Here is a 17,712-nt window from a genome sequence, read left to right as displayed (position 1 = left end):
CAATACCCGGCTTATTCTTGCTGGTTGCATTCAGGAAGAAGTGGCCAGCATACGCTTCATCGTCCGGGCGCTCTTCGTCACCATCCCGCAGCGGTGTTTTGCAGTTGGCTGGAATCTTGCCGCCCCATTTGCTCTTGCCGAGTTCCTTCGCAGCGTCAACGGCTGCTTTGATTTTGCGCAGCGTCTCCTTGTCTGACTTCTGGATCAGAATCGCCGTGCTGTATTTCTCATCGCCGCCGTCGATGGATTGCGGCTCGAAGATATGAGTGTAAGAAAGGCGTACCTTTCCTGTGATTACTTTAGTTGCTGTATTATCGATTGCCATTGGTTTTTGTCTCCTTTGAGATGGATTATTTAGAATCTTTCCATTCTTTGAAATACGCGTTCCTTTTCGTGTGATTCTTGTTAGTCCATCGTTGGCGAGCCTATGTCCGTCTGGTGCAATTCGCCAAGTCTCAAATCGCCACTTGCGAGCATCGTCATCGATTTTCTCTCGAAGCCTTTTCCGTGCCAGCTCCTCTGACGGTTCGGTGATGCCGAAACACCACTTCTTCGAAACGCCGCTCCATATCCCCCACTGCTCAGGCATGGTATTAAAAATCCTCTCCCGCAAAATCCCCTTCAACGCTGTTCAGCTCCGGCCGCGTATCCGTCTCCGGAACGAGAACCGGTTTACCCTGCGGCTTTATGATCAAATCGCCGATCAGCGTCGCTAGCTCCTTCTTGCCGATCCGCTTTTCAAGCTCCCCAATACCGAGTAACTCCTGCGGTTTGAGGAATTTCTCATGTTCCACCGCTGCCCCAAGTAATATCCGCGCCGTTTCCTTATCAGTGATGGCCCGGTTACTCCGGCCCTCAACAAGCTTCCACTGCGGGATACGCTTGCCCGCCTTGGCCTGTTCGAAGGCGTATTCCTCCACATCCTTCGCCCAGGTTTTAAGCTGCTCCGCCACATGAAGGATAGAACCGATCTCCTCCAAACTCAGCAGCGCCGGATCGCGGAATTCGTGCTGCAGCGCAGCCATGTTCTCGTCGGCGCGCGCCCGGCAGGTCGCTTTCACCTTGCACCAGCGACAATGACTTCCAGCCTTAAACGCACCCTCGCCGGCATCGGCCAGAGCAGCAGCAGGCTTAACGACCGTTTCGGCCCATTCGATCAGCTCGCCAAGCGGCATAATGTCAGTGCTGACGCTATCGAGCCGAGGCTGGACGATCGTCATATGGACCTCATTGATTGAGTAAAGGTAGTTCCATCCCCACCACGCGCCGAGGCCGTATAGCCGGATCTGAGGATTGTTGACCGCGCTGACTGGTACACCCTTTCCATATTTGAGGTCGATGACCTCCAGCACCCCGTCCGCGATCAGGACGACGTCTCCTGTGCCGTATCCGTCCGGCACCCATTCCGTGAAATCCAGCCGTTCCTCCAACAACACAACAGCATCGGAGGAACGGGCCTTTGCGGCCATGAATCGCTCCTCGACCAGCTCCACGTATTCCTGCACGGCGTTTTCCATCTCGGGGCAGTAGAGCGGATTCTCTTTGATCTTCTCCAGCTCGGCATCAAGCCGCTTTCTCTCCTTGGCGTCGCAGATTAACAGGCGCCGCCGCAGCTTGTTCTCGGCCAGTTCGTGCGCCAGCGTTCCCTCGTTGGCATATTCGCTGCGCTTGTCTGGTACGCTCTCCTGCAGCCGGGCACTTGGCGGGCAGTTGATCCATTGATCCGCCTTGGATGCTCCCAGCAAAGCATGAGCGCGTTCAGCATGTGCTTGCTGCGTCATTCTGCCAACCCCGCCAATCCAGACATGAATGCGTGCCGCTTGTTCTCAGGCACATCAGAGATCGACTTGCTGCCGAATTCATCCAGAAGCGCCTTGATCGCCTTCTTGGCCTCCGGCGTCGTGCCAACTTCCTGCGCCTTCGCCCGCAGTTCGACGACGGTCGGGACCGGTCCGTCATCGTCTCCCTCACCGAGATCCGATTCGGTGGGTTCGTTCTTCGGCTCTCCCTCCTCCGCTGCTGCAGGTGCCGGTTTTGTAGCTGTCCGCCCGCGGGATGGCTTTGGTGCTTCCGGTGCTGGAGCCGGAGCAACTGCCTGACCATTGATACCTGCCGCAAGAGCAGATAATTCCTTAATTGCTTCGCCGGCATTTTCGCCGTTAATTTGAATGAGTACAGACATGGATGATTGCCTCCTAAAGTTTGATAACTTCCGTTTCCAATTTTTCGATTTCGGCGCACAAGCTGTGCAGCCATTCCGCGTCGCCCATCTCGTAGGCAACAAGTGATAACTCCTTAAGGGAATCGTGTTGATAAACCAGCGCGTAGTTTACACGTAGTAGTTGCATAACCCACTTCAATTCAGGCTCCCCAAGAACCAGGAAGCCTTCCTTGGTCGTGTTCATACGCACGATTTCAGCTAACTGCCGATGCACCTGTGCCACCATCAGCGCCATGATCGGTCCCTCCTTTGAACGGCTCCACTCTTTTCGATTGCAGGCAGCTATGATAAAATGGCTTTGAGTAGTTTGATCAGTCGGCCCGCCAGCCGGCTGTTTTTCTTTTGATAAAATTCACTCCGCCTCCCCGATTGTTAGCTTTTGCCGGAAGTAGCTTTCCGGCAGATCACCGTCGCACGCCCAATTGATGAGTGGAATATCGCTCATTGTCGTTGCTCACCTCCTTTCAATGGCGACGTACCGATTATCATCCTATCCCGCGTTCACCTCCTCCTCATATAAGCTGGGGCAATTTTCCCGTTCTTGTTGTTCCATCCACTTATCCAGACTTTCAATTCTAAAAAATATTTTTGGCTTTTTTGAGTTTGCAGCGCCTGCCCTGTAGTGAGGAATTTTCTTTTCACGACAAAGGGTATAGATGGTATCTTCAGAAATCCCAGTGTACTTAGAAGCCTCGGGGACAGTGAGTCTCCGTTGATAGATTTCTTTCGCAATAGTAGGCCTAAGATCATTTAGAACCATTTCAAAGAGTTGCTGCTTAATCGATTCCAAGAAGTGGTCCGACATAGTTTTGTCAGCGGGCATGTTACGCCTCCTTGTTTTTACTTAAGTGGCTCTTGAAGAAGCGGAGATTCCCTCAACCTGCCTCTTTTATTAATTTGATCAGCTCCTCCGGGATAGTCTCCCTTACTGCCGCCAGCCTAAACCGAATCGCATCCAAGCCTAAAATCTCAGCTAAAGCGATATTCACTTCGTCTTTCGCCGGAGGAAGCTTTCCGTTCTGCAACTTGCTTAATACGGCCTTATCGATACAGAGGTCCTTTTTTGCAAGACGAAAGGATACTTGCATTAGAGAAATTTTATTGCGCTCAATTCCACTTTTTAACATGCTTGCATAGTTCAATGCTCTCACCCCTTTTGTATAGTGTGACTTTTTAATCACACTGATGATTTTTTAGTCATCATTTGAAATAATCATACCAACGCTGCGCGACACTGTCAATGACGTAAAAGTCACACACCAAAAAATGTGTTGATTAAAAATTCAACGATATGGTAATATTGCTAATATAAAAGCTTCTCATTTGGAGGATTCGAGTAATGAATTATTCAGAATTGGTTGATTCATACATCAAGAAAAGCGGGTTAAGTTTAGCTGAAATAGCAAAAAGAATGCAGACGGAAAAAGGAATAAAAGTTGACCGTTCATACATTTCAAAATTGAGGAACGATCCCAAGTATCCGGCGACTGAGGAAATAAATAGAGCTTTAGCCGAAATTACAGGTGGCGACCCTGAAGCTCTAGTTAAATTGGGGTATTATGAAAAGGCTCCTGAGGAAATCAAGAAGTCATTGGAAAAGGCAGACATCTACGATAAGTTAATTGATTTTTTAGTATCGACGAAACCAATCTCTGTGGAATTTGTCCCCGCAGCAGATCAGCTAATGTCGGAAGATGAGCTTTTGACAGAACAACAAAAAGAACAGGAATTTATGAACTCGCCCGAATTCCTGTTTAGCCTTCCGATTGATGTGCGTAGTGAATTCATTTCTGATCTATTAAAAGTAATGGCGGAAAAATACCCCGAAGAATATAGAGACCTGGTTAGTCAAAAAAATAAAGGTAATGAACATTTTTATACGATCGAAGAAAACAACAGTTTGGAGTGCAGTCAAGTCGCAGAATCGTCCGGAACTTACACCACGGATGCAATGCATCGCATCCCGACATTTAAATCATTAAAAAGTGCCTCTTCTAACAATGACTACAATATCGATTTTACTTTTGTAGATCGAGATTTACTTCAGGGTCGAGAAGGCTTCGCCCTATACGTTAATGAAGACAGCATGTCCGGTGACCGCATCATGGGCGGCGATCTTGTGGTTGTCGCTAAACAAAATGAGGCTCGGCCAAATGACATAACTGCGGTCGCAGTTAAAAATCAGGAAATCATTTTAAGACGGGTTAAATTACACGGGGATATGATGGTGTTGGTCCCATCTAATACGGAGTATGAACCCTTGCTAGTTCCCGCGAAGGATGTTCGTATCATTGGGAAGGTTGTTGAAGTGAAATTCTGGCCCAAGTAGGAGGTTTGATTTATGGCAAGCTATCAGCAACGGGGAAAAAAATCATGGTTTTTGGTTGTAGAAGCAAGTGAAGGAGCAACAAAACGGGGCAGAAAAACGAAGACCATTCGAGTCGAAGATGATGCCCTTCTAAAATCACCGAAGAAACTTAAAGAGTACTTGGATACCGAATTGTTAAAATTTAAGATTGGAGTTGAATCAGGCGAGTATATCACACCCGAAAAAATGTTATTCGAGTCATTTCTTGATATTTGGGAAAAAAGATTCGTAAGTAAACATCTAGCGGAAACAACTGCCTACAACTATAGGTACCATACAAAAAAGCGTATCCGCCCTCACTTTAAAGGTAAGCAAATTGATAAAATAAAAACCCTTCATATCGTGGAGTTTTTAGATGACCTTTTAGACGTCACAGGGACAGCTACCGTTATGTATGTTTATAGAGTGCTGTGTAGTATTTTTTCAAAAGCAGTTGAATGGAATACTATTAAGAATGACCCGATGGATGGAGTTGATAAGCCAAAAGACAATCCCAAGGAAATGGAAGTTTACGACGAAAACGAGGTTGAGAAGCTTTTAATTGCGCTTGAACATGAAAATATTCGCTTTCGCATATTGGTTTCCCTTGCGCTTACAACGGGTATGCGACGAGCTGAGATACTTGGCTTGGAATGGAAACATATCGATCTTGAAAATGGGATCATAGACATTAAACAAACAATACCGATGTTTAAAAACGGGGAACCGGTCATAAAAGGCCCAAAGAGAAAAAGTTCAATTAGAAAAATAGTCATCCCTTCCTCGATGATAGCAGAGTTAAGAATTTATCAAGCCCACATGTTGAAAAAACGCTCTGATTCTGAAACACCTTGGGAGGGAGGAAAGTATTATTTTTTGTTTGCTCGCGACAACGGTATACCATTGTATCCCAAAACTATTGGAGACTTGTGGCGAGATTTTCACAAAAAAATTGACGGACTAAAATATATTCGCTTCCATGACCTCCGACACACTTCCGCCACTCTCCTCATCAATAGAGGAATTCATGCAAAAATCATATCGAGCCGATTGGGCCATTCTAAAATAACCACAACCATGAATGTATACGGACATGTAATCGAATCGGCTGACCGTGCCGCCGCGGATGCATTTAATGACATTTTCGGGCCTAAAAAGCCAAAGCAGCAAAAGAAAACTCGCTGACAAAATTGATGACAAGTTGATGACGAACAGCACCGTAACCCGTCCTAATTCTCCCTATTTTATAGTTTATACTATAATTGAATCCCTTATTCGACCCATGTTTCCGTATACTAACGTATTTTATCGGAAATAAAAACACACATCTCCCATGAAAGGGGCTCGTCGTGAGACGGGCCCCGATTTTATTGAAAAGCCTCTATCTATAAGGGCTTTTGCTTAAACTCCACAACGTTTTTATTTTTTTGGGAGCGAATTGGGAGCGAAATTGTAGTAAATTTCTTTCCCAAGTTCTAACCCTTCACCGAACCCGTTACGATATACGATTTCCACCCCAAATACGAAAAGACGCGTTGAATAAATGTTCAAGCTCGTAAAACAGTTCTGGACTTTCATTCTTTATTTCTGTGATATCGATGTATTTATTGTATAGTTCAATTACGTGTTTATGTTAGGACGACTTGTCCGTTGATAATTAATTTTTCCAAATCTTTATTCATTTCAATAATCGTTGTTTGCACATCGTAATTCTCGGACATTTTGGAATCGAAACTTACGATTCTTAATTCGTCATTTATTGAACTTAATAACATCTCAAAGTCTGCCTTCATTATCATTTTTATTTCGAAAAACCAAGTTTCAAAAAGATGTTGCTTCCTCAAGAAGTTGAATGCATGAAGCTCAAGAGGGGTAAAAGTCGCGTAATACTCCAAACCTATCTTCCGCCCCTTGATCGAGACTATAGTTCGATAAGGACCTTGTTTTGACCATTGAGCTTTTAACTCGGCAAATTTTGACTCCAGTTTCTTCTCAGCTGCTCTTAGATTCATTGGCTTTGCCCCTTCTTCATTTCCTAAAATAAGTATTTCAAATAACTTTATGGATAATATAGCACATCGAGAAGCAATCGAATACAAACAAAAAAGCCCCCTTTTTCGTTTGTATTTGTCGATCTTTGACACCAAATATAAACAAACTCCACGGTATTTAGCGGCGTGGAGTTTGTTTTATTTCCTTAATATGCGCGACTTTTGATAAGTTTCTAACTGAAATAGTTGTTTGTAACATTTTGTCGAAAAATGCAATCCGGTTTTCCGAGTCCTTCCCGATAATCTTCTTCATATTAACAAGATTACCGGAATCTAATCTTTCAAATCCTAGGCCATATCGCTCGAACCACTCTTCAAATGTATCAATTGATCCAAAGAGCCTTGATGTGACAATTCCGTTACATGTGAAAACGAGTATTTTCTTTTTATGTAACACAATACAGGATATCTCATCAGTACTAAGGATCAATGAATTTCCACGATCATCAACACAAGGTAATGTCAAATTCATACTTACCGCTTCTTCAAAAGTTCTGTAGGTGCTTTAGTTGATCCAATCAAGCCCTTAAATGTGACAATTAGAACTGATGCAAAGCAAAATAGAAAGCTCGAACAATACTTAGCAACTCTCCTGTTCATGGAATTCACCTCCTGGGATAAGCAGTATTCCTTGCAATAAACTAGCTAAAGCAAATATCGGAGACTCAAAGAGTATATTTGAGCAAACAATTACTACAGACACCGATTTTAATAAAGACTTAAATTGGGATGGGATGTTGTTTTGCTCTTGGCTTTTAGGTGCGTATATCAAAAAGAGTAGACCGCTCACACAAGTTAGAACATTTACCCAAAATAGTCTTATCGGAATATGAGGAATGATCACGAACGCCAATGTAGAAATTATGAAGCAGCCAACCAATGTTCGCATGTGATATCCACCTGAAACAGAACGAATAATAAAGAAAAAAGTGAATGCTTGTAAAGTTTCAAATAACTTTCCGGAAATTATACCCAAGATTATCGATGCAAATAAAACTAAAAGTATATTGATTAACATCGCCAAAGAATACTTCATCACTTCAATACTATGTGTCTCTTCTGTATTTGCGCTTTTGATAATAACCGCAAGTTTTAGAGCTAGATTTTCTATCATGTCATCCTGTCCTTTTTTCGATAGTAAAACAATAAAATTGCATAAGTTAATATCACAATTGGAATAATTAGTATCGATTGAAAATTGAGTATCCAGTATAACGTTACATATAAAACGACATTCCCCAATACCAATATAAGCCAATTAGTACTACTTATTTTTTCGTTCACTCTTAGATCATGCGGCGGTCGAGGCATAAAGGAAAAACCATTTCGGTAAATTAACCATCCAATTATAAAACACAATATGTCTGTTGTAATTTGAATTAAATGTGTTCCGAGGCCCCATAGGAGTTGAGTGTCCGCATAAACAACAACACCTAATAGATCAAGTATTAAGAAACTGGAAAGTTGGACCGCCATGAACCCCAAATATCCAATTAACGAAACAACCTGTGCCCTCTTCCAACTGAATTTGCAGATGTATCGAAGAGTAATAACATAAACCCATGCTTGAATAATAGGGTCTAAATCAGGACAATTTATTATCACTCTTACAAAATATGATTCCAAACTAATAATTGTTGCTATCACGATAACTTCTTTTATGTATTCCATAAATGGGAACCGAAAAATTCTAAACATTAAAAATAGTGCTGCGAGCGAATCAAGAATGCTAAAAGCAATATACAGAATGTCTTCCAAGATAGATCTCTCACCTCCCACATATTCATTCCTTCTTTCATCAGGTCTAATATACTGTATTGGTTTATATTAGTAAATTGTCTTGTTTATTTCAGAATGATTTTCCATAAATCCAATGGTATAATTACCAAAGCATAGTAACTATAGCAAATCCTCCATTCGATGGAGACGTATGAAGGAGAGAGTGCGTGTGGATTTTAAAGTAAAAGATCAAGAAAGAGTTACGGGCAAGATTAGTTTGCGAAACGACAATAAAACCGCCCTCACTATTCAAGGTCTTGGCGCATTCATAATTATTGCTGGAGTTTTATATGGAATTTTCAACAATAACATTTGGGTATTTGCTTTTCCAAGTATCGTTAGCGGTATTGTGCTTATCGGATTTTCTGAGATTATTCGGTTACTTCATGAAATAAACGAACGACAAAAAAATCAGTCCAATTAATATTAAATCATCATACAAAAGGCCCTTCCGCTTAGGAGGGCCTTAAAACCTATGTTATAAATTCTACAAAAGCCGGTTGTCGCAGCATACCTGCCTTTGTCCAGTTTCTCGTCTTTACTCGGGCTCGAATCTTCGGCTCCAGATAGACAAAAGCGCCGCTGGCCCCTGCAATAACAATTTTCATGCATAGATCCTCCCTCTTAGTTTAAACGCTTCTTAGAATAGACGATGTGATACAAGAGCTGTGACAAGAGCGTCAAGCGGATATTTTGCCTTTCTGTGTCTGCCGCTTCCGTCCACGGTAATTGACACCCAGCACGCCGCCAATAATGAACACTGCACCTATGATGTGATAGTAGGCCAGCTGCTCATTCAAGAAGACAACGCCCGCCAATATCGAAACAAGCGTTCCCACATTGACGAACACGCTCATCTGGGAAGCCTCGATTTTGGACAGCACATAATTGGATAACAGCGCGCTGACCAGCGACGACAAAATTCCGATATATAAAATAGCGACTACGAAGCTTCTATCTTTAATCGGCTCGAGCAGCTCAGGCAGTGTGCCTTGAGTGGCATGGTTGATGATGGACATTGCATTAAAGCAAATGAATCCTAAAGCCATCATGGCAAAAGTTATTTGGAGCGCCGTAAATTCCTTACTCAGCGACCGGGCCAGCACGCTGTAGACGGCAAGCATAAGCGATGACAGCAGAAGCAGCGCCATGCCTTTCGTATTGGCCACGTTAAGCGATGCTCCTTTCATCATCAAGATATAAACGACCCCGCCGACGGAGGCCAGGACGGACAATTTTTGCAGCCAAGTCGTTCTTTCTTTGAGAAAAAACGCTGCCAGAACCATAGTGAAGATCGGCGAGGAAGCCTGAATAATTCCACCCTCGGACGAACTCGCATACACTAGGCCGAAGGCTTGGAAGGCAAAAAACATCGCCGGATAAAACAGTCCGATAAGCAGAAGGCGCCACACCTTTTTCCCGTGGAGCCCCAATTGAACCCAGCCCGCCGCAACCGGAATCAGGATGAATAAAAATGAGATTGTAAAACGATATGCAAGCGTATCGATCGGATTCGATACGCCGAGCGCCACTTTCGTAAACAGAAAGGAAAAACCAATAATTAACGCGTATAATAGTGCACATAGATAAATAATTTTTCTTTGCGTCATATTTAATCATCGCCTTTGCTTGGATTCATTATCAATGCTAAGAGCCAGCCGGCTAACTGAGTTCAGCATAACCGAAACCGAATGCTTACAATATTAAAGACAACCTGTACTGGTACAAACATGTACAAAAAGGCGGACCGTCAGAACGTAATCACGCCGTTCACGGAATCACGAACCGGTGCGGTGTACACTTCGCCATCCGGAATGTTCAGGCCGCCGTCGCATTTTACGGCGCCAAGCTATCCCCTTCCATTCGGTTATAAACCCGAGTCCGGTCAGCAGCAAGCCCGTTCCAATAGCCAACAACACCGTATATACTTCTTTACCGCCGCTTTTTTTGACCCCTTTCTCTCTTACTGAAAGTTTGCGGAAAGCGGGGAGAGTCAGTAAGACAGCCAAGCCAATGAATGGAAGCACCAGCCAAAAAACAAATCTCCAGGACAAGTGCTCAGCTAAAAGCCCGGCGATATAAGGGCCGATTAACGCAGGTAAAATATACGCGCTTGAATATTTTCGTTCTCAGCTTATCAGGATAGCCTAAAGTAATGCTGTAATATACACACGTAATGATGGCTCCCGCGCCAAACCCCTGAAACGCTCTCCCCGAGATCAGCATAACCATGTTCACGGAGGTAGCCGCAATAACGATACCGATTACAAATAATAGAATCGATGTGACAAATGACGCAAACACGCCGTTTTTATTGATCCGCTGCTTGTTGCCATATCATTAATTGAGATAGCAAATATTTGATCTGTTATTACGTTTGAGTTTTCAATACTCTTTAGAAAATAGTCATGATCATAATAGTCCTAGCAAGTAAATATCCAACCAACATACTTCCTTTATTAAGAAACTGATTCTTCGCCGCTGCTATTTCAGCCTGTAAATTAACGATTGCCGCTAGTTAATTTTTTTGCTCCAAGTGAAGTAGAGGGAATGGTTGACCTGAGTTGTCTAGTTCTGATCGTCCAACCTGTACAAATCCAAGCCTTTTATAAAATGCGTACCATCATTTTGTTCATTAACATCAACTTGAAGATTCCTCCCTTTTATTTTTATAGAGCCTGTTCAAAAAACTCATAATATCGGATAAAACAAAAATGCACCTATGCGAAACATGGTAAAATGGAAGTCCCACACCACCATTAAACGCATTTTCATGGACTTGCAGCTTGAACTGCTGCCCTACCACTACTATAACACACTCGGATTTGATGCGGAACTGATTGATTATATCGATCATGTGGATGACTCTATTGTGTTTGAGAAAATCGCTCCGCTCTACAAGAATTGGGCCAACGTCAACGGATACAAGCACAAGCGCTGCGCTTGCCCGGATCAGAGTACATGTACCTGTGAGAAAACGTACTCCGATCCGGATGCCGCCTGCGGCGTGCAACGAACGAAGGCGAACCAGAATAAGTTTTTCATCGGTTACCGTAAGCATTCTATCGTTTGTCCCAGCCCGAAAGGACCGATCGTCCTGTTTTCGATCATCCTGCCGAGGCGATACAGCAGATGTCAAAGTGATGTTGCCTCTCATTGACATGATGAAGAAAATCGAAGGACTGAAGGTTGACTATCTGGTGGCGGATTTGGGTTATTTCTACGCTCGTAATACGATACGTTTCCGGCTGCTGTCGAGCCGGGGTTCCCGGTATCATGCACCACCAAAAAGCGAACGCCCGGCATCGGAATGCGCGGGCGTCTTTTACTTGGCCCCTTCAATTACCGGGGCGTGATTTGAAATTTCATTTTGAACATTGTCATATCTCACTCTCCTACGGGTGTAGAGTAGGCGGCGTTGTCATCGGGTCCGGCGAATATTCTGTTTAGGCGCGCTTCACTTTCATGATATCCAAATAAGGAACTTTCAGCCTATCACCGTCACGCTCTATATGTACCAGCCGGGTTCGCGGGTCCATGTTGATGATTCGTCCCCGCACCTGCTCGTCCATTCCCCATACGGTCAAAAAAACCTCGGCTCCCTCTTCCTGAGCCTCAATCAATCGGCTACCCAGCTCCTCCAATTCAAATTCGTCTCTTGTCGGGCGTAGCGCAGCGTATTTCTTGCTTAGCGTCGGTAAGCCTATCATAATTTCCATCTCCTTTCTCAATCTATCCTCAATTCCATCGCTGTCTTCTGCGGTGCCTTTTGCTCCAAGCCTTGTATGACCCGAAGCTCATCCCTGCGAACTTCTACGTAACCATCCTTGACGAGGCACAATACAATTTTTCGCAGCTGCTCCACCGTACGCCCGGATAACCACGAGATCCTTTTGACATCAGGCCTTACCCAAGCTGTTTTGTATTGATTCCACAGGATTCGAAGCACTTTCTTTTCAACATCTGTCATCAACGAATTCCACCCCGATCACGTCTTTCACCGGTCTGCCGGCCAGCTTTCTTTGTTCCTTCGGTGCGTCAGCTCATGATACTCTCGATGACACGGAAACCCGCTTCACAGCTAAAATATTTTCGATCCAAATTACACGCAGCGCTTGCCGTTGATGACAAAATGCTTTCACGACACCATTCTCAACTGCCAAGACCTCAATTCTCCGCTGCTTGGTCTTATTGTCGACATCCAAATAAATCACGTCAATGATCTGGCCAATGTATCTTTCCATTCACGTTCGCCTCCAAATAAGAACATTTGTTTGTATTATATACGAACAAGATACGAACAGGCAATAGTCCATTTGGTTTGTACTGGATAATTCAACATAATGATGCACATCGGAGAGAAGATAACAAGGTTACAAATACCAGATACCGAGTCATGAGGGCTGTTGTGGATTCTCGCTAAATTGAAAAAGGATAGCCCGTCAGAAGTTGGCTCTGACAAACTATCCCTTTCAAGAAATCTTGTCGGGTTACTTCAACAACCACAACGAAGCTGCGTTAGACGGCTCCCAGCCGACCAGCGAGGTGTGGGCCTGACGGCACTCGTACGTTTTGCCGTCGTACGTGACAAGCGTGCCTACCGTGTAAGCCGTGTTCGGCGCCCATGCGGAAACCGCCGGACCGGAAGCCGTCTTGGCATTGACAGCATTGCTGTCGGCCGATACGTTGCCGGCGGCGTCAATCGCACGAACCGTAAACGTATAGGACGTATCAGGTGTTAGCCCCGTAACGGTATATTCGAGCGTCGTCCCCGAAACCGTGGTCACCAAAGTGGTTCCACGATATACCTGGTAACCCGTCACACCGACATTATCCGTCGATGCGCTCCACATCAGATGAACGCTGGAGGAAGTCGGAGTACCCATCACATGCAAGCCGGTCGGAGCCGTAGGCGCCTCATTGTCTACAGGTACCACAGGAGTCGTAACCGTGACGGCGTTGCTTGCGCTGGAGACGTTACCTGCGGCATCCTCGGCGCGAACCGTAAACGTGTAGGACGTATTCGAGGTCAGCCCCGTGACGTTGTAATTTAAAGTCGAGCCGGAGACGGCGGCAATCAGCGTCGAGCCGTTATAAATTTTGTATCCGGACACTCCAACGTTATCGCTCGATGCGTTCCATGCCAACGATACGCTCGTGGCTGCAACGTTGGAAGCGCTTAACCCTGTCGGTGCGGTAGGAGGTTGAGTATCCGAAGAATCTCCTCCGAAGTTCACGTCGATGACATTATAGAAGGCATTGGCCGTGTCGGCAATTTCCCAAACCGCCAGAATGACTTGATATCCGGTCCGGCTAGGAACGTTGCACGTATCGGAATACGCCGTAGGAGGCTTCTTTCCGCCGTACTCCACAGAGCAGAACGGCGTGAGGTCGAACGATGCCCGGCTGAGCGGGGCGTTCTGATCCCAGTTTTGCTTCGTAATGTAATACTTCCAGCTGGATGTCGCATGAGCGGCGGTCAACGTCCATGTAAACGTTTTCGTTCCTGCAGTCATCGGTACCTTACTCCAACGTGTAGCCGATTGCTGGTCAAGCTCCGGATAAGCTCCGGCTGCGCTGGCGATTTTGCTGTCGGCAGGCCCGGCCTGCGGAAACCCTTTGAGCGCTTCCAGGCCGTTCGCGTTATAAACAATCGCTCCGCAGTTCTTATTTTGCCCCAGCTTGCACAAATAGGCGCGGCTGCCGGGCGAATCGACATAACCATGGGCAAAAGCCCGGTCCGAGAACAACAGCATGACTATGGCCATCACCAGCATCATGCCGCTGGCAACGAGCAGTTTGAATAGAGAATGGTGGGATAAACGAAGTTGTGTCATATATTGTTACCTCCTTATTTTTGGGGTCGGTAAGGACGCTACGATTATTCATTACCCTTTCAATCGTTCACAATCGTCAGTTCGATCAAACCTCCTTTTTACCTAATATGTAGCTGTGAACCCATGTGTGGAGCTCTTGTAAGTATTGCCTGTCCTCCTTTCTATTCCATGTTTTTATATAAACTCGTAAAGAGTCCATATATGCCAATGTTCCGCGAATGTCATCAATGAGCGATCTTGATGTCGGTAGAATTGAAAGAGTCAAGTAGAGGAACGGACACTTCGCGCATGTTTCCCGTGTCCGGCAGCTGTTAAAATCCATGGTGTGATACGGGGAACTTGATGTAAGCGATTTCGTTAAACTGACCGCATAGGTGACGGATCATAGCAAAGCTATTTTCCCACTTATAGTACTTGGAATTATATGAATAGTAAATATATTGCAATAATAATATATTACTCAAAAAAATACAATATAGTATAAAACAAAGCGCGCAATCAAGCCCTTCTTTCCGTAAAGGCGGCTCTTCTGCGCAGTTGCAATCAAGGACGGAGCTTGGTAGATTTAGTTTAAGCCAAAATACGCAGCCGGGAGCGAATGACGATGAGTTTTACTTTAGCTTTAGACAAAATCGAGAATAAAATTGAATTTTTCGAAGCCTACGATTTGAAAACGCTCGAAGCCAAAATCGACGCGCAAATCGAAAATAACAAAGTGCTGCTGCTGGACGTTTTCTCGATCAGCCATCAAGTGGTGTTCGACCCGAATGCCGGGAAAATGCTGTACAGCGCCGTCGTTCATTTTAAAGTCAAAAAATAACGAATTCCGGCAAGAATAAAGCTTCATACCCACAAAAAAGCCATCGGCCCACCCGGCCGATGGCTATGATTTAAATAAACAACGCAATGGCGCCCATGACCAGTCTGTACCAGCCGATCATCGACAGCCACAGCGGGACGCTCAACAGCGCCCCGAACATGACTCCTACCGAAAATCTTCCTTCCATACGCCGCACCTCCATCATTGTCCCCTTGCGCCCAAGAGCTTCTGTGATGATAAGGCAAGCATAGCAAAGTTATGTTTAGAATCTTTTAGGTCCTTGTTAGATTTTAATGAGCTTTTTGAACTAGGACGAACTAAAACTTACAACTTTTTACCCACTTTTACCCGTAACCAAACCCCCCGCTTGCAAAAAAAGACCCGTGCGCAGCGCACGAGTCTTGCTTCTTGCGTTACTCTATTTTTCGTACAGCTCCAAAGGCAGCCGGTCCGGATCGAAAAAGAACGTAAATCGTTTTCCCGTGGTCTCATCGACACGAATCGGCTCCACGGCGATCTCTTCGGCTTCCAAAGCCTTGACAGCCGCTTCGATGTCGTCAACCTCGAGGGCCAGATGCCTCAATCCGCTTGCTTCCGGATAGCTTGGCCGCTGCGGCGCATCCGGGAACGAGAACAGCTCAATCTGGCTGTCTCCGATCTGCAGATCGAGCTTATACGACTGGCGCTCCGCCCGGTACGTTTCCCGGATGACCGTCAGTCCGAGCACGTGGACGTAAAAATGCTTCGACTTCTCGTAGTCCGAGCAAATGATAGCGGCATGGTGAATGCTGTTCAGTTTTAACATGATGTTGAGCACAGCCTCCTTTGGAGCCAAATGTTATGTCGTCCGATCAATAGCTGATTAACGAAGCCAGCAGAAGACCCGACGCCAGACTCAAGCAAAACGAGAAAATACCGACGGACACATTGCCCTTCGGAATTTCGGCCAGCACTTTAAAAGGGGTCAGCAATTCGAACAAGTAGAACACGATAATCTGGAACGCGATACCGATGAGTCCCCAGATGATTAAATCGACGAGACCGACCGAATGATATACCGCGGACGCCAGAACGAGCACTTGGCCGATAATTTTGCCCCCAAGATCGTAAGCCGCTGCTTTGGCAGCCGCCGCTTTACTGGGATCGGACAAATCGCCACCCTCCCGGATGAGCGCAAACTCATTGTACGGCGTCGCCAGGTTGAAAAATAAAATGCCAAGTCCCATAAGCGGGACGGTTACACCCAAATACATCAAAAAGTTAACGATATTCCCAAACTGATCCAACGAACTCCCCCCAATAAACGTTGTAATGTAAGGCCGTTCTTATCTGCGGGCCTAGCCTATGACCGACGAAGGTAAATAGTAGGACAAATTGTTCGTGATGCTCCCGCCGACACGCGCAATGACAGCAGAGCTTCGGCCGTCGATCAGAAAGCAGCCCCAGAGCAGCCGGCCATCGTATGGACCGTTTAACGTTTCCACCCGGATGCGGGGCAGCTCGGCATATTGCTGGTAAACCATCGGCTGATCCCCGTATTCGTCTTCCCCGCTCGCCTCCGCAATATCCCCGCTTCCCGCATAGATCGTGACCCCGCTGCCTTCGCGTCCCAGAATCGGCTTCGCCACATAAGGCGTGCCTTCGGGGAAGCACGGCTCCATAAACGTCGGCAGCATGTAGGCTTCGATCGTCTCATGCTCCTCTTCCGTGTAAAACTCCCCCGCTTGATGCAAATTCCAGATCAGCGCCTGCAGCGCCTTCGTCTGAGCGGCGAACCCCGAGGGCGGATTGATCATCGCCAGCTTGCCGTCCGCGATTAATTCCAGTACATGCTCACCGGTCGGATAGCCGTCCGTATCCCGGTCTTCAGCCAGCTTCTCGATCGCATGCAGCCGGTACAACACATTAATCGGATACCTCGCCGCTTCTTCGTCACCGGCATTAGACTGCGCCCATATCTGGTCTCCCTCCACGCGGAGGTCGGACAGCGCTGCAAATTCCGCGCCGGCAATCCCGGATTGCTTCAGGAGATAGCGAGTCGTTCCGGCATCCTCCTCATGCCAATCCAGCGAGCTGAAGACGACATGCTCGGACGCATAGCCCGCTTCGCGGTATAGGTCAAGCATCCGTTCGAATGCCTGGCGGAAAGCCCCGCTGCAGCCTTCGTTCGGGTCCTCTTCGCCATAGGCGGCGCACACCCGGCCGTTCACATGAAAGGCTTCGACGATCCCCGTCGGCGTATCGCTGTTAAACTCAAGCATCTTGAGCCCCTGCGGCGTCATAGCAAAATCGAACCGCCCGACCAGCGTCGGGATATCTTCATCGAACCGGAGACGAATGGCGCCGAACGACGCGGGAGGCAGTCCCAATTCAGCCAAAAGTGCCGGTTCGCCCTGCTGGACGATCCAGACGGTCTTGGCATAGATGCGCCCTAACGCTTCAGCGGCTCTGCGCATTTCTTCCAGCTGCGCACGCTCCAACCGGTGCAAGCCGGCGAGCGCATATTCCTGGCCGTATAAGCAGTCCCATGTAAATACACCCTCTTGCCGCAGCGGCCCATAGATCGCTTCCCGGCGTTCCGCATAAGAAGCGTCCGGCCGTAGCGTCCTTGCCATGCTCATGCCAGCACGCCTCCTCTTTGATCGTTGCTTTTTATC

Annotated in this window: 23 protein-coding genes and 3 pseudogenes; 6 read left to right on the top strand and 20 right to left on the bottom strand. The window is 46.3% G+C overall.

Going from position 1 to position 17,712, the window contains the following annotated elements; translation table 11 throughout:
• The 6 genes from BLO51_RS05715 to BLO51_RS05690 all read right to left on the bottom strand — a co-directional run.
• The coding region (locus tag BLO51_RS05715) for a DUF2815 family protein (protein WP_143006828.1) at positions 1-325 on the bottom strand (325 nt) is incomplete at its 3' end.
• Between the two features lie 268 nt (positions 326-593).
• Positions 594-1,781 (bottom strand): DUF2800 domain-containing protein, encoded by a 1,188-nt coding sequence (locus tag BLO51_RS05710; RefSeq protein WP_090668120.1) that lies wholly within the window; start codon positions 1,779-1,781, stop codon positions 594-596.
• Positions 1,778-2,182 carry a hypothetical protein gene (locus BLO51_RS05705; RefSeq protein ID WP_090668117.1) on the bottom strand — a complete coding sequence of 135 codons (405 nt, stop codon included), beginning with the start codon at positions 2,180-2,182 and terminating at the stop codon, positions 1,778-1,780. Before BLO51_RS05705 ends, BLO51_RS05710 begins: the two co-directional genes overlap by 4 nt.
• Positions 2,183-2,195: 13 nt before the next feature.
• Positions 2,196-2,456, bottom strand: coding sequence for a DUF7667 family protein (locus tag BLO51_RS05700; protein WP_090668115.1), 261 nt, complete (start codon positions 2,454-2,456; stop codon positions 2,196-2,198).
• A 255-nt stretch (positions 2,457-2,711) separates the two neighbouring features.
• Complete coding sequence (locus tag BLO51_RS05695; protein ID WP_090668112.1) at positions 2,712-3,044, bottom strand: helix-turn-helix domain-containing protein; 333 nt, start codon at positions 3,042-3,044, stop codon at positions 2,712-2,714.
• Positions 3,045-3,096: 52 nt separating this feature from the next.
• Positions 3,097-3,363, bottom strand: a complete 267-nt coding sequence (locus BLO51_RS05690; protein WP_090668109.1) for a hypothetical protein — start codon at positions 3,361-3,363, stop codon at positions 3,097-3,099.
• Positions 3,364-3,560: 197 nt separating this feature from the next.
• Between BLO51_RS05690 and BLO51_RS05685 the strand changes: the two genes are divergently transcribed.
• Together BLO51_RS05685 and BLO51_RS05680 are read left to right on the top strand one after the other, a co-directional pair.
• Positions 3,561-4,550 (top strand): LexA family transcriptional regulator, encoded by a 990-nt coding sequence (locus BLO51_RS05685; RefSeq protein ID WP_090668106.1) that lies wholly within the window; start codon positions 3,561-3,563, stop codon positions 4,548-4,550.
• A 12-nt stretch (positions 4,551-4,562) separates the two neighbouring features.
• A complete protein-coding gene (locus BLO51_RS05680; protein WP_090668103.1) occupies positions 4,563-5,753 on the top strand; it encodes a tyrosine-type recombinase/integrase in 1,191 nt (396 codons plus the stop codon).
• Between the two features lie 443 nt (positions 5,754-6,196).
• Here BLO51_RS05680 and BLO51_RS05675 read toward each other — a convergent pair whose 3' ends face one another.
• The 3 genes from BLO51_RS05675 to BLO51_RS05665 all read right to left on the bottom strand — a co-directional run bounded on the left by BLO51_RS05675 (position 6,197) and on the right by BLO51_RS05665 (position 7,733).
• The gene (locus BLO51_RS05675; RefSeq protein WP_143006822.1) at positions 6,197-6,667 is read right to left on the bottom strand and encodes a hypothetical protein; all 471 of its coding nucleotides are present in this window, start codon (positions 6,665-6,667) and stop codon (positions 6,197-6,199) included.
• A 70-nt stretch (positions 6,668-6,737) separates the two neighbouring features.
• Positions 6,738-7,091 (bottom strand): hypothetical protein, encoded by a 354-nt coding sequence (locus tag BLO51_RS29680; protein WP_090668096.1) that lies wholly within the window; start codon positions 7,089-7,091, stop codon positions 6,738-6,740.
• A 108-nt stretch (positions 7,092-7,199) separates the two neighbouring features.
• A complete protein-coding gene (locus tag BLO51_RS05665) occupies positions 7,200-7,733 on the bottom strand; it encodes an accessory gene regulator ArgB-like protein (RefSeq protein ID WP_090668092.1) in 534 nt (177 codons plus the stop codon).
• Positions 7,734-8,567: 834 nt separating this feature from the next.
• Here BLO51_RS05665 and BLO51_RS05655 point away from each other — a divergent pair.
• Positions 8,568-8,822, top strand: coding sequence for a hypothetical protein (locus tag BLO51_RS05655; protein ID WP_090668088.1), 255 nt, complete (start codon positions 8,568-8,570; stop codon positions 8,820-8,822).
• A gap of 49 nt (positions 8,823-8,871) precedes the next feature.
• Here BLO51_RS05655 and BLO51_RS28455 read toward each other — a convergent pair.
• From BLO51_RS28455 to BLO51_RS30115, 4 genes and pseudogenes are all read right to left on the bottom strand, one after another.
• Positions 8,872-8,982, bottom strand: a pseudogene (locus BLO51_RS28455) (ATP-dependent DNA ligase); the annotation flags it as partial.
• A 96-nt stretch (positions 8,983-9,078) separates the two neighbouring features.
• Complete coding sequence (locus tag BLO51_RS05650; RefSeq protein WP_090668085.1) at positions 9,079-10,008, bottom strand: DMT family transporter; 930 nt, start codon at positions 10,006-10,008, stop codon at positions 9,079-9,081.
• Positions 10,009-10,245: 237 nt separating this feature from the next.
• Positions 10,246-10,717 (bottom strand): annotated as a pseudogene (locus BLO51_RS29090) (MFS transporter); the annotation flags it as partial.
• A gap of 199 nt (positions 10,718-10,916) precedes the next feature.
• A pseudogene (locus tag BLO51_RS30115) lies at positions 10,917-11,059 on the bottom strand (GNAT family N-acetyltransferase); the annotation flags it as partial.
• Positions 11,060-11,171: 112 nt separating this feature from the next.
• Here BLO51_RS30115 and BLO51_RS05640 point away from each other — a divergent pair.
• Positions 11,172-11,558 (top strand): hypothetical protein, encoded by a 387-nt coding sequence (locus BLO51_RS05640; protein WP_090668082.1) that lies wholly within the window; start codon positions 11,172-11,174, stop codon positions 11,556-11,558.
• Positions 11,559-11,562: 4 nt separating this feature from the next.
• On the top strand, positions 11,563-11,754 hold the full coding sequence (locus BLO51_RS31125) for a hypothetical protein (protein WP_217266692.1): 192 nt from the start codon (positions 11,563-11,565) through the stop codon (positions 11,752-11,754).
• A gap of 90 nt (positions 11,755-11,844) precedes the next feature.
• On the opposite strand, the gene BLO51_RS05630 is transcribed toward BLO51_RS31125, so the two are convergent.
• From BLO51_RS05630 to BLO51_RS05615, 4 genes are all read right to left on the bottom strand, one after another.
• Complete coding sequence (locus tag BLO51_RS05630; RefSeq protein ID WP_090668079.1) at positions 11,845-12,108, bottom strand: YolD-like family protein; 264 nt, start codon at positions 12,106-12,108, stop codon at positions 11,845-11,847.
• Positions 12,109-12,125: 17 nt separating this feature from the next.
• Positions 12,126-12,368 (bottom strand): hypothetical protein, encoded by a 243-nt coding sequence (locus BLO51_RS05625; RefSeq protein WP_090668075.1) that lies wholly within the window; start codon positions 12,366-12,368, stop codon positions 12,126-12,128.
• 73 nt (positions 12,369-12,441) lie between these two features.
• Positions 12,442-12,642, bottom strand: a complete 201-nt coding sequence (locus BLO51_RS05620; RefSeq protein WP_090668071.1) for a hypothetical protein — start codon at positions 12,640-12,642, stop codon at positions 12,442-12,444.
• Positions 12,643-12,888: 246 nt separating this feature from the next.
• Positions 12,889-14,235, bottom strand: coding sequence for a lytic polysaccharide monooxygenase (locus BLO51_RS05615; protein ID WP_090668068.1), 1,347 nt, complete (start codon positions 14,233-14,235; stop codon positions 12,889-12,891).
• A gap of 604 nt (positions 14,236-14,839) precedes the next feature.
• Between BLO51_RS05615 and BLO51_RS05610 the strand changes: the two genes are divergently transcribed.
• Positions 14,840-15,055, top strand: coding sequence for a DUF2536 family protein (locus tag BLO51_RS05610; protein ID WP_090668065.1), 216 nt, complete (start codon positions 14,840-14,842; stop codon positions 15,053-15,055).
• A 418-nt stretch (positions 15,056-15,473) separates the two neighbouring features.
• Here BLO51_RS05610 and gloA2 read toward each other — a convergent pair whose 3' ends face one another.
• The 3 genes from gloA2 to BLO51_RS05595 are packed head-to-tail and all read right to left on the bottom strand — an operon-like array spanning position 15,474 to position 17,676.
• Positions 15,474-15,860, bottom strand: a complete 387-nt coding sequence (gene gloA2, locus BLO51_RS05605; protein ID WP_090668062.1) for an SMU1112c/YaeR family gloxylase I-like metalloprotein — start codon at positions 15,858-15,860, stop codon at positions 15,474-15,476.
• A gap of 46 nt (positions 15,861-15,906) precedes the next feature.
• Positions 15,907-16,341, bottom strand: a complete 435-nt coding sequence (locus BLO51_RS05600) for a DUF350 domain-containing protein (RefSeq protein WP_090668058.1) — start codon at positions 16,339-16,341, stop codon at positions 15,907-15,909.
• A gap of 51 nt (positions 16,342-16,392) precedes the next feature.
• Positions 16,393-17,676 carry a glutathionylspermidine synthase family protein gene (locus BLO51_RS05595; protein WP_090668055.1) on the bottom strand — a complete coding sequence of 428 codons (1,284 nt, stop codon included), beginning with the start codon at positions 17,674-17,676 and terminating at the stop codon, positions 16,393-16,395.
• Positions 17,677-17,712: the final 36 nt, after the last annotated feature.

The sequence above is a fragment of the Paenibacillus tianmuensis genome (assembly GCF_900100345.1).
GTDB lineage: Bacteria > Bacillota > Bacilli > Paenibacillales > NBRC-103111 > Paenibacillus_G > Paenibacillus_G tianmuensis.
This window is presented reverse-complemented; position numbering and strand designations above follow the sequence as displayed.

What these genes read in the sequence shown, in the direction of transcription:
- BLO51_RS05710 (WP_090668120.1), bottom strand. Translation starts at nt 1,781, where the DNA reads ATGACGCAGCAAGCACATGCTGAACGCGCTCATGCTTTGCTGGGAGCA.
- BLO51_RS05705 (WP_090668117.1), bottom strand. Translation starts at nt 2,182, where the DNA reads ATGTCTGTACTCATTCAAATTAACGGCGAAAATGCCGGCGAAGCAATT.
- BLO51_RS05700 (WP_090668115.1), bottom strand. Translation starts at nt 2,456, where the DNA reads ATGGCGCTGATGGTGGCACAGGTGCATCGGCAGTTAGCTGAAATCGTG.
- BLO51_RS05695 (WP_090668112.1), bottom strand. Translation starts at nt 3,044, where the DNA reads ATGCCCGCTGACAAAACTATGTCGGACCACTTCTTGGAATCGATTAAG.
- BLO51_RS05685 (WP_090668106.1), top strand. Translation starts at nt 3,561, where the DNA reads ATGAATTATTCAGAATTGGTTGATTCATACATCAAGAAAAGCGGGTTA.
- BLO51_RS05680 (WP_090668103.1), top strand. Translation starts at nt 4,563, where the DNA reads ATGGCAAGCTATCAGCAACGGGGAAAAAAATCATGGTTTTTGGTTGTA.
- BLO51_RS29680 (WP_090668096.1), bottom strand. Translation starts at nt 7,091, where the DNA reads ATGAATTTGACATTACCTTGTGTTGATGATCGTGGAAATTCATTGATC.
- BLO51_RS05665 (WP_090668092.1), bottom strand. Translation starts at nt 7,733, where the DNA reads ATGATAGAAAATCTAGCTCTAAAACTTGCGGTTATTATCAAAAGCGCA.
- BLO51_RS05650 (WP_090668085.1), bottom strand. Translation starts at nt 10,008, where the DNA reads ATGACGCAAAGAAAAATTATTTATCTATGTGCACTATTATACGCGTTA.
- BLO51_RS05640 (WP_090668082.1), top strand. Translation starts at nt 11,172, where the DNA reads ATGGACTTGCAGCTTGAACTGCTGCCCTACCACTACTATAACACACTC.
- BLO51_RS31125 (WP_217266692.1), top strand. Translation starts at nt 11,563, where the DNA reads ATGAAGAAAATCGAAGGACTGAAGGTTGACTATCTGGTGGCGGATTTG.
- BLO51_RS05630 (WP_090668079.1), bottom strand. Translation starts at nt 12,108, where the DNA reads ATGATAGGCTTACCGACGCTAAGCAAGAAATACGCTGCGCTACGCCCG.
- BLO51_RS05625 (WP_090668075.1), bottom strand. Translation starts at nt 12,368, where the DNA reads ATGACAGATGTTGAAAAGAAAGTGCTTCGAATCCTGTGGAATCAATAC.
- BLO51_RS05620 (WP_090668071.1), bottom strand. Translation starts at nt 12,642, where the DNA reads ATGGAAAGATACATTGGCCAGATCATTGACGTGATTTATTTGGATGTC.
- BLO51_RS05615 (WP_090668068.1), bottom strand. Translation starts at nt 14,235, where the DNA reads ATGACACAACTTCGTTTATCCCACCATTCTCTATTCAAACTGCTCGTT.
- BLO51_RS05610 (WP_090668065.1), top strand. Translation starts at nt 14,840, where the DNA reads ATGAGTTTTACTTTAGCTTTAGACAAAATCGAGAATAAAATTGAATTT.
- gloA2 (WP_090668062.1), bottom strand. Translation starts at nt 15,860, where the DNA reads ATGTTAAAACTGAACAGCATTCACCATGCCGCTATCATTTGCTCGGAC.
- BLO51_RS05595 (WP_090668055.1), bottom strand. Translation starts at nt 17,676, where the DNA reads ATGAGCATGGCAAGGACGCTACGGCCGGACGCTTCTTATGCGGAACGC.